Consider the following 12,678-nt stretch of genomic DNA (forward strand, 5'->3'; position numbering starts at 1 on the left):
CGCGGCCGAAGTGGAATTGCAGCGGAAGTGTCGACGTGCGGTTGAAGACGATTTTCATCATTGCCCTTGCGCTGCTGACGGCAGGCTGCGCGGGTCCCCAGACGCAGGAAATCCTGGGCAGCGTGGTCGTGCCGACCCAGGCGACCGAGATCGCGGGCAACCATTCGATCTTCATCGCCACCACGCGCAAGCGGTCCGACGATCCGAACAAGGTCTTCGACGGCGAGCGCTCAGCGACGCTCAACTACGCCCGTGTCAACGTCACCGTTCCGCCGGTTCACCAGACCGGCCAGATCGAGCGCCGCTCGCGCGGCAAGTCGGACGATCCGACCAAGTATTTCATGGCCTCGGAAGTCGTCGGCTACGACACGCAGCCGAAATTCACCAGCGCCCTCAACGCCGACATCGACGCCCGCGGCGGACGTGTGATGGTCTTTGTCCATGGCTACAACACCGGCTTCGACGACGCCGTCTACAGGCTCACCCAGATCGTCCATGATTCCGGCTATCCCGGCACGCCGGTGCTGTTCTCCTGGGCGTCAGGCGCCAAGACCACCGATTATGTCTATGACAAGGAAAGTGCCGCCGCCGCCCGCGACCAGTTGGAAGTGACGCTCAGGATGCTGGCGCAGACCGGCGCCCGGCGCATCGACATCGTCGCCCATTCGATGGGAACCTGGGTGACGATGGAAACGCTGCGCCAGCTCGCCATCACCGGCGACCGCGACCTCAGCGGCAAGCTGGGCGACGTGGTGCTCGCATCGCCCGATATCGATGTCGACGTCTTCAAGAGCCAGATGCGCCGCTACGGCAAGCCGGACAAGCCCTTCATCCTGCTCCTGTCGGATGACGACCGGGCGCTCAGGCTCTCCGGCCTGATCGCCGGCTCGCGGCCGCGCGTCGGCGACTATCGGGACGCCGCCGACCTCGCCTCCTATGGCGTCACGGTGGTCGACCTTTCCAAGATGAAGGGCGGCGACAGCTTCAATCACACCAAGTTCGCCGACAATCCGATGATGGTGCAGATGATCGGTCAGCGGCTGCGCGAGGACGACGGCTTTGCCAGCGACCGCGACGTCACCGACCGCATTCGCCAACTGGCGGCGCAGTAGTCCCAACCGCGCAGTTTTGGCCTTGCACAGACTTTGAACTGGACCCGGCCGCCGTCTGGCTTTATCGGAATAGTCGGAGAGGTTTGCCGCCCTTGGGGGATCCCGGGTGATCTTGCTTGTTAGGATTGTGCTTGGACTTGCGTTTGCGCTTGCCGTCAGCGGCTGCGCCGGCCAGAGCGCGCACGACCTTCTCAATCGCAAGCCCGTTAGCGCGCCAGCCTCCGACATTGCCGCCACGCATGAGATCTTCGTCGCCACCACCCGCCAGCAGGCGACCAAGGACCCGCGCCAGGTGTTCGACGGCGACCGTTCGCTGACCACCAGTTACGCCCGCGTCGACGTCACCGTGCCGAAGATCCACCAGGTCGGCGCGATCGAGCGCGCCAAGGGCTCGGCCGACTCCAACCCCGCCAAGCAGTTCACGGCCACCGACGTCGTCCACTATGGCGACGCGCAGCAATTCGCCAAGGCGATCGGCGCCGACATCTCCATGCGCGGCGACCGCGCTTTGGTGTTCGTGCACGGTTTCAACAATGGTTTTGACGACGGCGTCTATCGCATCACGCAGATAGCGCATGACGCCAAATATCCGGGCACGCCGGTGCTGTTTTCCTGGGCATCGAGCGGCAAGACCACCGGCTACATCTACGACAAGGACAGTTCGACCGCAGCGCGCGACGACCTCGAGGCGACGCTGCGGATGCTCGCCAAAACACGCGTCAAGAGCATCGACATCATCGCCCATTCGATGGGCACCTGGCTGACGATGGAAGCGCTGCGCCAGCTCGCCATCACCGGCGACCGCGATCTGAACGGCAAGCTCGGCTATGTCGTTCTGGCGTCGCCGGACATCGACGTCGACGTCTTCAAGAAGCAGATGATCCGCTACGGCAAGCCCGACAAGCCCTTCGCCATCCTGCTTTCAGGCGACGACCGCGCGCTGAAGCTGTCGAGCTTCATCTCCGGCGACAAGCCGCGCGTCGGCGACTACGGCAATGCGGCCGATCTCGCGAGTTACGGCGTGGTTGTTGCGGATCTGACCAACACCAAAGGCGGCGACCGTTTGAACCATGCCAAATTCGCCGATAACCCGATCCTGGTGCAATTGCTTGGCGACCGGCTGCGCACGCCGGCAGCCCTGCGAGCGGGCGAACCTCAGGGAGCCGGGTTGGACAATATCGGCCAAGGGCTCGGCAAAGCCGTGGGATCGGTCGCCGAAGTGGTCATCACCACGCCGTTCAAAGTGCTGACCATAGCCACCGGCGGCGAATAGCGCCGGTCCCGCTCAGATAAAAAGATCGACCTTCTGGAAGGTCGTCACGTCGACAAGGCCGACATCCGATATCCTGAGCTCCGGAATGACCACCAGCGCAAGCAGCGAGTGCTGCATATAGGCGTTGTTGAGCGAGCAGCCGACCTTGCGCATGGCCGCGGTCAGTTGCTCGGCCTTCGCCGCGACGATCTCGGCGCGTTCGTCGGACATCAAGCCGGCGATCGGCATCTCGACCAGCGCCAGTTCCTTACCCTTGGAATAGAGCACCACGCCTCCCCCCACCTCGCCCGCCGGTTGACGGCCAAAGCCATGTCTTGCTTGTTGGTGCCGACGACGATGATGTGGTGCGCGTCATGCGCCACGCTCGACGCCATCGCGCAGTCCTCCACATAGCCGAAACCGGAGACGAAGGCGTTGGTGACGCCGCCCGTGCCGCGATGGCGCTCGACCAGGGCGATCTGACAGATGTCGTTGCGCCGATCCATGGCGACCAACCCGTCCTCGACCGGCAGGTCGGCTTCGAGAGCCCGCGTCGGCGCCTGGTTCTCGATCACGCCGATCACCCGCGCCCGCACCTCGTTGGCGCCCTGCGGGGCCGCAATGTCGAAATCCTTCGCCGCGAGCGTCTTGCCGAGCTTGACCGTATTCTTCGCGGATTTGGGATAGTCATAGGCCGGAATGTCGATCTCGAGCTTGCCGGCCTTGGCCAGCCTCACACCCCGACCATAGACCTCGTCAATCCGCATCTCGGCGAGATCGGACACGATCAACAGGTCGGCCAGCCTCCCCGGCGCGATCGAGCCGATCTCGCGCTCCAGCCTGAAATGCTGCGCGGTGTTGAGCGTCGCCATCTGGATCGCCGTCACCGGCTTCAGGCCCTGTTGGATGGCATGCCGCACCACCCGGTCCATATGGCCTTCGTGCACCAGCGTGCCGGAATGGCTGTCATCGGTGCACAAGATGAAGTTGCGCGGGTCGATGCCGCCTTCGGTCACCGCTTTGATCTGCGCCGCGACGTCGTACCAGGCCGACCCCAGCCGCAGCATCGCCTTCATGCCCTGGCGCACGCGCGCGATCGCGTCCTCGGCGCGCGTGCCTTCATGGTCGTCCTCCGCGCCACCGGCGACATAGCCGTGGAACGGCAGGCCTAGATCGGGCGACGCATAATGCCCTCCGACCGTCTTGCCGGCCTTGACGGTCTCGGCAATCTCGCCCGACATCACCGGATTGTTGGCGGCGACGCCGGGGAAATTCATCACCTCGCCAAGCCCGATGATGTTTTCCCATGTCATGGCCTCGGCCACGTCGGCGACCGTCAATTCGGCGCCGGCATGCTCCAGTCCCGGCGCCGACGGCACGCAAGACGGCATCTGCACATGCACGTTGATCGGCATCGCCACCGCCTCGTCATGCATCAGCCTGACTCCCGTTAGTCCGAGCACATTGGCGATCTCGTGCGGATCGATGAACATCGAGGTGGTGCCATGCGGGATCACCGCGCGGCAGAACTCCGTCACCGTCACCATGCCGCTTTCGACATGCATATGCGCATCGCAAAGGCCGGGCGCCAGATAGCGCCCGCCGGCATCGACGACCTTGGTCCCCGGCCCGATGGCATGGCTGGCATTCGGCCCACAATAGGCGAAGCGCCCGGCGGCGATGGCGATGTCCGTGCCGGGTATGATCTCGCCCGAATGGACATTCACCCAGCGCCCGTTGCGGATGACCAGATCCGCGGGCTTTCGGCCCATCGCGACATCGACCAGATGTGTCGCCACCTCCGTCCACGGCTTCGGCTTTACGGTGCTAGTCGGCTTGGCGTTCGTCATTGGCGAGTTCCTCTGCATGAGGCACTTTGGCAAATGTCGGTGCCTGGGGCCAGAGCATCAGGTCGTAAACCACTGTTGCAGAGATGCAATTCCGTTCAGCGACGAAAGGGGCTAGTCTTTCTCGAGGAGTCTTTCGGAACCGCCATTTCGGAGTGCTCGATGCGTCGACTGACGCTCGCCAGTGCCGGCTTTCTTGCCCTGCTGTCCGGGTCTGCCTTGGCGGCGGATCTGGGTGCTGATCTGCCGATGACCGCGCCTGGCTTCGACTGGACCGGCTATTATGCCGGCATGCAGGCCGGCTATGGCTGGGGTCGGTCCGACATCAGCGTCGACGGCGGTTCGGTTAAGCCCGACATCGACGGCGGTTTCGTCGGGGGCCACGTCGCGGGGCTCTGGCAGTTCGACCAGGCGGTGCTCGGCGCCGAGGCCGACCTCAACTACGCCTCGATCGACGGCGCAGCCGATGCGGGCCTGGCCAACACATTCGGCACCGACGTCAAGTGGTTTGGATCGGTCAATGCCAAGGCCGGCTACGCCATGGATCGCCTGCTGATCTATGGCATTGGCGGCGTCGCGTTCGCCGGCATCGAAACCTCGCAGACGGCGGGCACAAGCTTTGCCCGCACCCGTACCAGCACCGGCTGGACGCTCGGCGCCGGCGTCGACTATGCCTTGACCAATAATGTCGTTGTCGGCGCGCAATACCGCTACTACGATTTCGGCAAGGAGCATTTCGACGCTTCGGACACTTTCACCGAGCGCGATCAGGACGTGAAGCTCCAGACGCTGGGCGTGAATTTCAGCTATAAATTCTGAGGCTTGCCGCCGTGGCGCCGATGCGGAGGACCTCTCGCGCATCAATTTTTGCAAATTCAGGTGGCCGGCGCCCGCAGGGGGCGGGGGAATGGGTAGGGGCCTGATGGACGCCGGCCTCGGCGGATCGATCCGCCGCGGTGAACCCTAGCGTTCCTTTAGCAGATGGTAATTCCGCGATCGCGCCACTTTCCAACCGCCCTGCCCGCCTCGGCGATATAGCGGCATGCTTCGCTGATTGCTTGCGGACGCCCGGTCAGGATCGGTCCGAAGCCCTCTTTCCCTCAGGCATGGCGGCGAGGCACTCCTCCAGGCGCCGCAGCCGTGCCTTTTGCCAGCGCAGCGTATGCGCGACCTCATGCAGGTTCCATTTGGCCTTCGAATTGGCGGCCTCGATCAGCCCTCGTTCGAGCCGGTCGATCTCCCCGCGCAGCTGTCGCGCTTCCGCCTCCCTGAGCCCCCTGATCCAGCCCGCCCCACGCATGGTCCCACCATCAAAACCGGCCCTATGCTTGCACAAAAAGGCTAATGAGATCGGTTTGCGGGACTTGGCATTTTAAACATCACTAATGTTAAATCTACGCGATGGATCGCCCGCGCAAACTGCGCACGATCGGAAACATCGCTTGACGGCTCATATCAGGCATCTGAAAAGGACACGCCTGCGGACGTGGCGGAATTGGTAGACGCAAGGGACTTAAAATCCCTCGATCTCTGATCGTACGGGTTCGATTCCCGTCGTCCGCACCAACCTTCGCTCTTCGATGTGTCCTCCGAAGCCTTGGCGGAGGAGCTTCGGCGACAGGCCACCAACGCCGAAGCATCGTAGCCGAAGACAGGCTCAAGCCTTGATCGGGTTGAGCTTCAAGTGCTGGATCAGGATGATCGTCTTGGCGTCGACGATGCGGCCGTCGGCGATGGCGGCCAGCGCCTCGTCTAAAGGTATTTCCAGAACCTCGATGTCCTCGCCCTCCTCCGGCGCGCCGCCGCCGTCGGAAATGCGATCGGCCGGCGAATAGCGCGCGGTGAAGAACCAGAGCCGTTCCGTCACGCTGCCAGGGCTCATGAATGGCGCGAACAGTCGTTCGATGTCCTTCAACCGGTAACCCAGTTCCTCCTCCGCTTCCTTGCGAATGGCGGTTTCGGGATCGTTTTCGTCGAGCAGCCCGGCGCAGGCCTCGATCAGCGGCTCGCGGTGACCTACGGCGTAAGCCGGGAAGCGGAACTGCCGCACCAGGAGCACGGTCGAGCGCTGCGGATCGAACGGCAGGATCACCGCGCCGTCGCCGCGATCATAGGTCTGGCGGATCTGCGTCTCCCACCGCCCGTCGCGGCGGCGATAGTCGAGCACTGTCTTCTTCAGCACCGCCCAGTCGTCCGAAAGGACCTCTTCGGAACGGATGCGAATGCGATCTTCCATGATGATCTCCTTGGTGGCGGCAAAGGGGTAGCGACGAAAGCGCCTCTACGCAATCCGGGAAACCGGCTGGTCCAGCGGCAGTTTCACCGGCTCGTGTCTGGCGTGACGCGCCGCGACTGCCTAGATAGCGGTATCTCTCCAGGAGCCCGTTCATGACGTCATCGCTTTTCCAGCCGATCACCCTCGGCGACCTCACCTTCCCCAATCGCATCGCGGTCGCCCCCATGTGCCAGTATTCGGCCGAGGACGGCTCCGCCAGCGACTGGCATCTCCATCACTGGATGAACCTGGCAATGTCGGGCGCCGGCATGGTCACCGTCGAGATGACCGATGTCGAGCGGCGCGGGCGCATCACGCATGGCTGCCTCGGCCTCTATTCGGACGACAACGAGGCGGCCGCCAAGCGCACGCTCGACGCCGCCAGGCGCGTCGCCGCGCCCGGCACGAAGTTCGGCGTCCAGCTTGCCCATGCCGGTCGCAAGGCCTCCAACCGCAGACCCTGGGAAGGCGGCGGTCCGCTGCAGCCCGGCGAAGATCCCTGGCAGACGGTTTCTGCCTCGGCCATTGCCTATGACACGGGCTGGAATGTGCCGCACGCGTTGGAGGATGAGGAGATTCTTGAGCTCATCGCGCGTTTTGCGCAGTCGGCCGTGCGCGCCGAACGCGCCGGCTTCGATTTCGCCGAACTGCACGCCGCGCATGGCTATCTGATCTTCCAGTTCCTCTCGCCGCTCTCCAACCAGCGGACGGACCGCTGGGGCGGGTCGCTCGAAAACCGCATGCGCTTCGCGGTCGAAATCGCCAGGGCGGTCAGGAAGGCCGCCCCGTCCATGATGCTGGGCGCGCGCCTTTCGGTGAAGGAATGGGTCGACGGCGGTTTCGACGTCGAGGACGCGATCGAGGTGGCCAAGGCGCTGAAGGCCGAGGGCGTCGCCTATATCTGCTGCTCCAGCGGCGGCAATTCGCCCCTGCAGCAGGTGCCGCCCGGCCCCGGCTACCAGGTGCATCTGGCCGAAGCCGTGCGCAAGGGCGCCGGCATTCCGACGCGCGCCGTGGGGCTGATCGACGATCCGAGCCAGGCCGAGGCGATCGTCGCCGGTGGCCGTGCCGACATGGTGGCGCTGGCCCGCGCCTTCCTCGCCGACCCGCGCTGGGGCTGGCGCGCGGCGGCGGCGTTCGGCGAGGAAATCCATCCGGCGCCCCAGCTGGCGCGTTCGGTGACGACAATGCGGCATTGGATGAAGGCCGCCGGCTAGAGTAATTCCGGGAAAAGTGCGACGCGATTTTCCGTCCGGAATCGCGTTTAAGCGAAACCAGAAGTCAGCGGGGTCCTGAGACGTTTGGGCGCAGGATACTCGCCACAACTGCAACCAATTTGGCCGCTTTACGTTGGCGGCCATGATAGACAGCAAACCTTTTGAGAAGCCGGTGGTGGTCGAGCTCGGCCATGTCGGCAAATACCGCCAGATCAGCAGCACCCGCGAGGCCGCCGAGTGCCTGATGACCGTTTGGCCGCTCAATCGCGGCGAGCGCCATCGTGATGCTCTCGACACTTGCCTCAAAGCGCTGGAAGGGTATCGTTCGCCAGCGGACGCACGTCGCGCCCTTATCGAGGCGGCCAGGGAATCGGAAGTGCTGGTCCCCGAAGACAGGCTGCCCGACGGAAAGCTGCACTGAGCAATTCCAGGAAAACTGTGATCGGTTTTCCGTCTGGAATTGCGTAGAAACAAAGAGCGTTTCGCCGTTTCCGTGAAACGGTGAAACGTGCTAGCACGGTTCTTAACCGGAGGATTTCATGGCGAAGCTGACTTACAAGATCGTCGAGCATGATGGCGGCTGGGCCTACAAGGTCGGCTCCACGTTTTCCGAGACTTTCCGTACTCACCAGGAGGCGCTGCGCGCCGCAGAAATCGCCTCGTCCGAGCAGCAGGTCGCCGGAACCACGGACGGCATCCAGTATGAGGATGCCGAAGGAAAGTGGCACGATGAGCTTGCCGACGGCCGCGACCGGCCGCAGACCGAAGTATCGGACTAGACACTCCAGGAAAAGTGTGTGGTCGGGGAAAAGTGTGTGGTCGGGCTCGGCGCCTTCGGCGCAGCCTTCGTTCGGGGTCGCGTAAAAAGCGCAGTATGGGGCGCCTCGCCGTTTCCGTGAAACGGTGAAACGCCCGGACTAAGAACTGAGGGGCCTCCGCGACCGGCAAAGCCCGAGGCTTCATACCGGCCACCGGCGACTATGCGACTCTATTTGCCGCAGTAATTATCGTTGACGTTCTGTTGTGAATTGGCGTCCGGCCCCGGCGTGGTGTCCGCGCACGGTCCTATGGCTCCTGTGCTGTTGCCGGAGGTGCTCAGCCCTGAGCCCCCATTGATGCTGCCGGTCCTATAGGGGTCTACTTGCTCGCTCGCGGCGGGACGATGGTCGCGGTGCCACCACCACCAGTCATCTGATGACTGCGCCGTGGCCGCGCCGCCCATGGCCAGCACCAGCGCCGAAGCTGCGATAAGTCTTGTAAGCATCGGATTTCTCCATTCTCTCGATCGCAAAACATGTGGGGCCGAAGCCCCACAGCGATACGACCGAAACCCTGCGGCGGGGCCTAAAGTTCCACCGGAAATTGCGGGTAGGACGGAATGCCCGACACATTTATGTGACGTTTCGTGAACGGCCGTGGGCTGCAGCGCGGGGCGTTAGCCGAAATCATCTCGCGCTGGCGAAACCACGCGCGGCGACACGTTGGATAAAGGCCGCGACCCGTTCGGGCTCCACGAATTGCGGCATGTGGCCGAGACCTTCGACCCGTTCAAAGTCGAGGCCGCTGATCTTGTCCAGCATCGGTTCGCCATGAACGGTCTCGCCGATCACACGATCGTCCGTGCCGAACAGAATGCCAGCCGGCATCGCTATGTCGCGATAACGCCGTTCGATTTGGCCAAGGTCCCGTTCCACGGCCACGACATCGGTGGATGTGGCGAAATAATGGGACGGGCGCAACCCGAGCCATCCGCCGCCGGCGATCATGTAGTCCGCGGGAACCGCTTGCGGCGCGAAGATGAATCTCAGCGTCGGCTGCGCGTAACGAAGGCTAAGCGGTATCGCCGCCATATAGGCCAGGACCCGGCGCAGCAGCGGCGATGGAACATAGAGCAGGTCGAACCGCCGACCTATCCTCGCTTCGAGATGCGTCAGCGGCGACAGCAGCGCGACGCCGGAAATCGCCGTCGGATGCTCGGTAGCGAGCGCAAGCGCAACGGCGCCGCCCAGCGAATGGCCGACGATCAAAGGTCGTTCCAACCGCAGTTCCTCGATGAAGCGCCGCACGATGTCCGCCTGTTCGGGCAGCCGGCCGGTCGCGCTCCTTGCCCGAACCGAATAGCCCGAGCCCGGCCGGTCGAGCGCGATCAGGCGGTAGCCGGTGCCGAAGCGTCCGAACAGCGTATGACGGAAATGGTGAAGTTGGGCGCCCAACCCATGCAGGAAAACGATCGGCCTGCCCTCGCCTTCTTCCACATAATGAATGCGGTTGCCGTCGATCTCGATGAACTTTCCGCAAGCCGGCACCAGCCTTTCAGCCTTCGCCGCGATCCGCCATGTCGCGAGCATCAGGGCAAGCACGACAAGGGCGGCCGCGGCGAGCAAGCCAGCGAGCAGCCACAGGACAATCAATATCAGCATGGTTTCATCCGCTCCCGACCGACCGCACCATATCCGCAACGGCCGCCGCCACAAGCGCATCCGGCTTCCGCATTGCGGCCAGCCTCAGCGCGCGTTATCTCAGGGGAGCTTTTGCGCCGGAGTCCGCCATGCCTGAAATCGTCACCGCCGCCATGCTCGTCATCGGCGACGAAATCCTCTCCGGCCGCACCAAAGACAAGAATATCGGCCATCTCGCCGACATCATGACGGCGATCGGCATCGATCTGAAAGAGGTGCGCATCGTCCCCGACGAGGAGGACGAGATCGTTGCGGCGGTGAATGCCGTGCGCGCCCGTTATACCTACGTCTTCACCACCGGCGGCATCGGCCCCACGCATGACGACATCACCGCCGACTCGATCGCCAAGGCTTTCGGCGTGCCCTGCGAGTATGACGCCAAGGCTTACGCCCTGCTCGAGGCGAGCTATGCCGGGCGCGGCATCGAATTCACCGAAGCGCGCAAGCGCATGGCGCGCATGCCGCGCGGCGCCGACCATATCGACAATCCCGTCTCCGTCGCGCCGGGCTTCCGCATCGGCAACGTCCATGTCATGGCGGGCGTGCCGTCGATCTTCCAGGCCATGCTCGACAATGTCGTGCCGACGCTCAGGGCCGGCACCAAAATGCTGTCGGCCACGGTGCACTGCCCCTTTGGCGAGGGCCTGATCGGGGGGCCGCTGGCCGATATCCAGAAGACGCATCCCGACACCATCATCGGCTCCTATCCCAAATATGGTGACGGCAAGTTCTGGACCGAGCTCGTCGTGCGCGCCCGCAGCGAGGAAGCCCTCGAGGCCGCGCGCAAGGATGTCGAGGCGATGGTGGCGGGCTTCGCCAAGGCGGGCTGACCGGCCTTCGGCTGGAACCAGTCAACGCGCTGAGGCGTTCCCTTGCTGCCACGCGTAGCGCAAACAATTGAGGGACCGGCCATGCGCTTCAAGACAATTGTCGCCATTTTGCAGAACGAGCAGGACGCCGAGCGTGTTCTCGATTGCGCCCTTCCGCTTGCCGAAAGGTTCGAGAGCCATCTCGTGGGCATCCATGCCGAGGCGTTGCCCGTTCCCTACACGTCGGCCACCGGCTTCCCGGACACCGAATTCCTGCAGGTCTCGGCCGAGATGAACAAGGAGCGCGCCGACAAGCTGCAGGCCTATTTCCTAAAGCGGACCGAGGAATCCGGCCTGTCCTTCGAATGGCGAAGCCTGGAAAGCTTCTCCGGCGACAGCGCGCTGACCGGCATAACGAGCGTGCGCGCCGCCGATCTGATCATCGCAGCGCAGCGCGATACCGGCGGCGACCCGAGCGCCGATGTCGACACGCTGGTCTACGATGCCGGCCGGCCGGTGCTGGTCGTGCCCCATGCCGGGCCGCTGGTCACGACCTTCAGACGTGTGCTGCTTGCCTGGAACGGCAGCAAGGAAGCGGCCCGCGCTGCCTTCGATGCCCTGCCCTTCATCGCCGAGGCCGACAAGACGGACATTCTCGTCATCGACCCGCCGGAGACGCTTGATGAATCTCCGGAAGCCGCCGGCGCCGAGATCGCAGCTGCGCTGTCGCGTCACGGCGCCAATGTCAGCGTCTGCGTGCAGAAATCCGGCGGCACTTCGATCGATGACATGATTCAGGCTAGGATCGCCGAATCCGGCGCCGATCTTCTGGTGCTCGGCGCCTACAGCCACTCCTGGCTGCGCCAGCTTCTGTTCGGCGGCGTTACCCGCACGGTGCTGCGTACGACGAATGTGGCGGCCTTCCTTTCGCGTTGAGCATCCCTCGGAAGCGGGGGCAAGGTTCAGGGCGACGCCTGCGCAAGTCTGACGAGCGTCGCTTGAACCCGTTTGAGCGCGGCGCATTTTAAGTCCACAGCCGTTGCCGGCCCCTGCTCTTGCCAAGCCTGGCGCTTTCCGGCTAATTCCGCCTGCATTCCAGTGTTTCTGCGCGCCAACGGCGCGCCTTGCGGAGTGCGTGAGCCATGTCCCTTCCCGAAAAAGCCTTTCCCGTCTCCTGGGACCAGTTCCACCGTGACGCCCGCGCGCTTTCGTGGCGGCTTTCCGGCGCCAGCAAGGGCCAATGGAAAGCGATCGTCTGCATCACGCGCGGCGGCCTGGTGCCGGCGGCGATCATCGCACGCGAGCTCGGCATCCGCATCATCGAGACGGTGTGCGTGGCTTCCTATCATGACTACACCAGCCAGGGTCAGCTTCAGGTTCTCAAGGAGATTTCGCCGCCGCTGCTTGCCAACGACGGCGCCGGCGTGCTGATCATCGACGACCTGACCGATACCGGCAAGACGGCCGGGATCGTGCGCGCCATGATGCCGAAGGCGCATTTCGCGACCGTCTATGCCAAACCGAAGGGCCGCCCGCTGGTCGATACATTCGTCACCGAGGTCAGCCAGGACACCTGGATCTACTTTCCCTGGGACATGGGCTTCACATACCAGAAGCCGATCGCGGACGATCATGTCGGCTGAATGGCCGTCATATTTTCCAGAGAATCCACCTCAAAAAGAGCGGCGTGTTGTCGAACCAATGAGC

The 12,678-nt window shown here is 63.8% G+C and carries 13 protein-coding genes, 1 tRNA gene and 1 pseudogene; 10 read left to right on the forward strand and 5 right to left on the reverse strand.

What is annotated here, in order from left to right:
- Positions 1–35 precede the first annotated feature (35 nt).
- Positions 36–1,112 (forward strand): alpha/beta hydrolase, encoded by a 1,077-nt coding sequence (locus E5X34_RS03020; RefSeq protein WP_292560872.1) that lies wholly within the window; start codon positions 36–38, stop codon positions 1,110–1,112.
- 112 nt (positions 1,113–1,224) lie between these two features.
- Entirely contained in the window at positions 1,225–2,385 is a 1,161-nt protein-coding gene (locus E5X34_RS03025; protein ID WP_292561625.1) for an alpha/beta hydrolase, read from the forward strand.
- A 12-nt stretch (positions 2,386–2,397) separates the two neighbouring features.
- Here E5X34_RS03025 and ade read toward each other — a convergent pair.
- Positions 2,398–4,214: pseudogene (gene ade / locus E5X34_RS03030) on the reverse strand (adenine deaminase).
- 159 nt (positions 4,215–4,373) lie between these two features.
- On the opposite strand from ade, the gene E5X34_RS03035 reads away from it, so the two are divergent.
- Complete coding sequence (locus tag E5X34_RS03035; RefSeq protein WP_292560875.1) at positions 4,374–5,030, forward strand: outer membrane protein; 657 nt, start codon at positions 4,374–4,376, stop codon at positions 5,028–5,030.
- A 253-nt stretch (positions 5,031–5,283) separates the two neighbouring features.
- Here E5X34_RS03035 and E5X34_RS03040 read toward each other — a convergent pair whose 3' ends face one another.
- The gene (locus E5X34_RS03040; protein ID WP_292317202.1) at positions 5,284–5,511 is read right to left on the reverse strand and encodes a hypothetical protein; all 228 of its coding nucleotides are present in this window, start codon (positions 5,509–5,511) and stop codon (positions 5,284–5,286) included.
- Between the two features lie 180 nt (positions 5,512–5,691).
- Between E5X34_RS03040 and E5X34_RS03045 the strand changes: the two genes are divergently transcribed.
- A tRNA-Leu gene (locus E5X34_RS03045) sits at positions 5,692–5,777 on the forward strand.
- Positions 5,778–5,868: 91 nt separating this feature from the next.
- On the opposite strand, the gene E5X34_RS03050 is transcribed toward E5X34_RS03045, so the two are convergent.
- Positions 5,869–6,447 (reverse strand): NUDIX domain-containing protein, encoded by a 579-nt coding sequence (locus tag E5X34_RS03050; protein ID WP_042644414.1) that lies wholly within the window; start codon positions 6,445–6,447, stop codon positions 5,869–5,871.
- Positions 6,448–6,599: 152 nt separating this feature from the next.
- Here E5X34_RS03050 and E5X34_RS03055 point away from each other — a divergent pair, with 152 nt between their 5' ends.
- The 3 genes from E5X34_RS03055 to E5X34_RS03065 all read left to right on the forward strand — a co-directional run bounded on the left by E5X34_RS03055 (position 6,600) and on the right by E5X34_RS03065 (position 8,482).
- The gene (locus E5X34_RS03055; RefSeq protein ID WP_292560879.1) at positions 6,600–7,703 is read left to right on the forward strand and encodes an NADH:flavin oxidoreductase/NADH oxidase; all 1,104 of its coding nucleotides are present in this window, start codon (positions 6,600–6,602) and stop codon (positions 7,701–7,703) included.
- Between the two features lie 142 nt (positions 7,704–7,845).
- Positions 7,846–8,124: a DUF982 domain-containing protein gene (locus tag E5X34_RS03060; RefSeq protein ID WP_112127664.1), complete on the forward strand. Its 279-nt coding sequence runs from the start codon at positions 7,846–7,848 to the stop codon at positions 8,122–8,124.
- A gap of 118 nt (positions 8,125–8,242) precedes the next feature.
- Positions 8,243–8,482 carry a DUF2188 domain-containing protein gene (locus E5X34_RS03065; RefSeq protein WP_042644408.1) on the forward strand — a complete coding sequence of 80 codons (240 nt, stop codon included), beginning with the start codon at positions 8,243–8,245 and terminating at the stop codon, positions 8,480–8,482.
- Positions 8,483–8,691: 209 nt separating this feature from the next.
- Here E5X34_RS03065 and E5X34_RS03070 read toward each other — a convergent pair whose 3' ends face one another.
- Positions 8,692–8,967, reverse strand: a complete 276-nt coding sequence (locus E5X34_RS03070; RefSeq protein WP_292560882.1) for a hypothetical protein — start codon at positions 8,965–8,967, stop codon at positions 8,692–8,694.
- A gap of 181 nt (positions 8,968–9,148) precedes the next feature.
- Entirely contained in the window at positions 9,149–10,123 is a 975-nt protein-coding gene (locus tag E5X34_RS03075; protein ID WP_292560885.1) for an alpha/beta fold hydrolase, read from the reverse strand.
- 128 nt (positions 10,124–10,251) lie between these two features.
- On the opposite strand from E5X34_RS03075, the gene E5X34_RS03080 reads away from it, so the two are divergent.
- The 3 genes from E5X34_RS03080 to gpt all read left to right on the forward strand — a co-directional run bounded on the left by E5X34_RS03080 (position 10,252) and on the right by gpt (position 12,614).
- The gene (locus tag E5X34_RS03080; RefSeq protein WP_292560888.1) at positions 10,252–10,992 is read left to right on the forward strand and encodes a competence/damage-inducible protein A; all 741 of its coding nucleotides are present in this window, start codon (positions 10,252–10,254) and stop codon (positions 10,990–10,992) included.
- An 81-nt stretch (positions 10,993–11,073) separates the two neighbouring features.
- Entirely contained in the window at positions 11,074–11,907 is an 834-nt protein-coding gene (locus E5X34_RS03085) for a universal stress protein (RefSeq protein WP_292560891.1), read from the forward strand.
- Positions 11,908–12,113: 206 nt separating this feature from the next.
- A complete protein-coding gene (gpt, locus tag E5X34_RS03090; RefSeq protein WP_292560894.1) occupies positions 12,114–12,614 on the forward strand; it encodes a xanthine phosphoribosyltransferase in 501 nt (166 codons plus the stop codon).
- Positions 12,615–12,678: the final 64 nt, after the last annotated feature.

The organism is Mesorhizobium sp. (assembly GCF_004963255.1).
Taxonomy (GTDB): domain Bacteria; phylum Pseudomonadota; class Alphaproteobacteria; order Rhizobiales; family Rhizobiaceae; genus Mesorhizobium.

Excerpts from the sequence above, each read along its gene's own strand:
- E5X34_RS03035 (WP_292560875.1), top strand. The coding sequence starts at position 4,374 with ATGCGTCGACTGACGCTCGCCAGTGCCGGCTTTCTTGCCCTGCTGTCC.
- E5X34_RS03040 (WP_292317202.1), bottom strand. The coding sequence starts at position 5,511 with ATGCGTGGGGCGGGCTGGATCAGGGGGCTCAGGGAGGCGGAAGCGCGA.
- E5X34_RS03050 (WP_042644414.1), bottom strand. The coding sequence starts at position 6,447 with ATGGAAGATCGCATTCGCATCCGTTCCGAAGAGGTCCTTTCGGACGAC.
- E5X34_RS03055 (WP_292560879.1), top strand. The coding sequence starts at position 6,600 with ATGACGTCATCGCTTTTCCAGCCGATCACCCTCGGCGACCTCACCTTC.
- E5X34_RS03060 (WP_112127664.1), top strand. The coding sequence starts at position 7,846 with ATGATAGACAGCAAACCTTTTGAGAAGCCGGTGGTGGTCGAGCTCGGC.
- E5X34_RS03065 (WP_042644408.1), top strand. The coding sequence starts at position 8,243 with ATGGCGAAGCTGACTTACAAGATCGTCGAGCATGATGGCGGCTGGGCC.
- E5X34_RS03070 (WP_292560882.1), bottom strand. The coding sequence starts at position 8,967 with ATGCTTACAAGACTTATCGCAGCTTCGGCGCTGGTGCTGGCCATGGGC.
- E5X34_RS03075 (WP_292560885.1), bottom strand. The coding sequence starts at position 10,123 with ATGCTGATATTGATTGTCCTGTGGCTGCTCGCTGGCTTGCTCGCCGCG.
- E5X34_RS03080 (WP_292560888.1), top strand. The coding sequence starts at position 10,252 with ATGCCTGAAATCGTCACCGCCGCCATGCTCGTCATCGGCGACGAAATC.
- E5X34_RS03085 (WP_292560891.1), top strand. The coding sequence starts at position 11,074 with ATGCGCTTCAAGACAATTGTCGCCATTTTGCAGAACGAGCAGGACGCC.
- gpt (WP_292560894.1), top strand. The coding sequence starts at position 12,114 with ATGTCCCTTCCCGAAAAAGCCTTTCCCGTCTCCTGGGACCAGTTCCAC.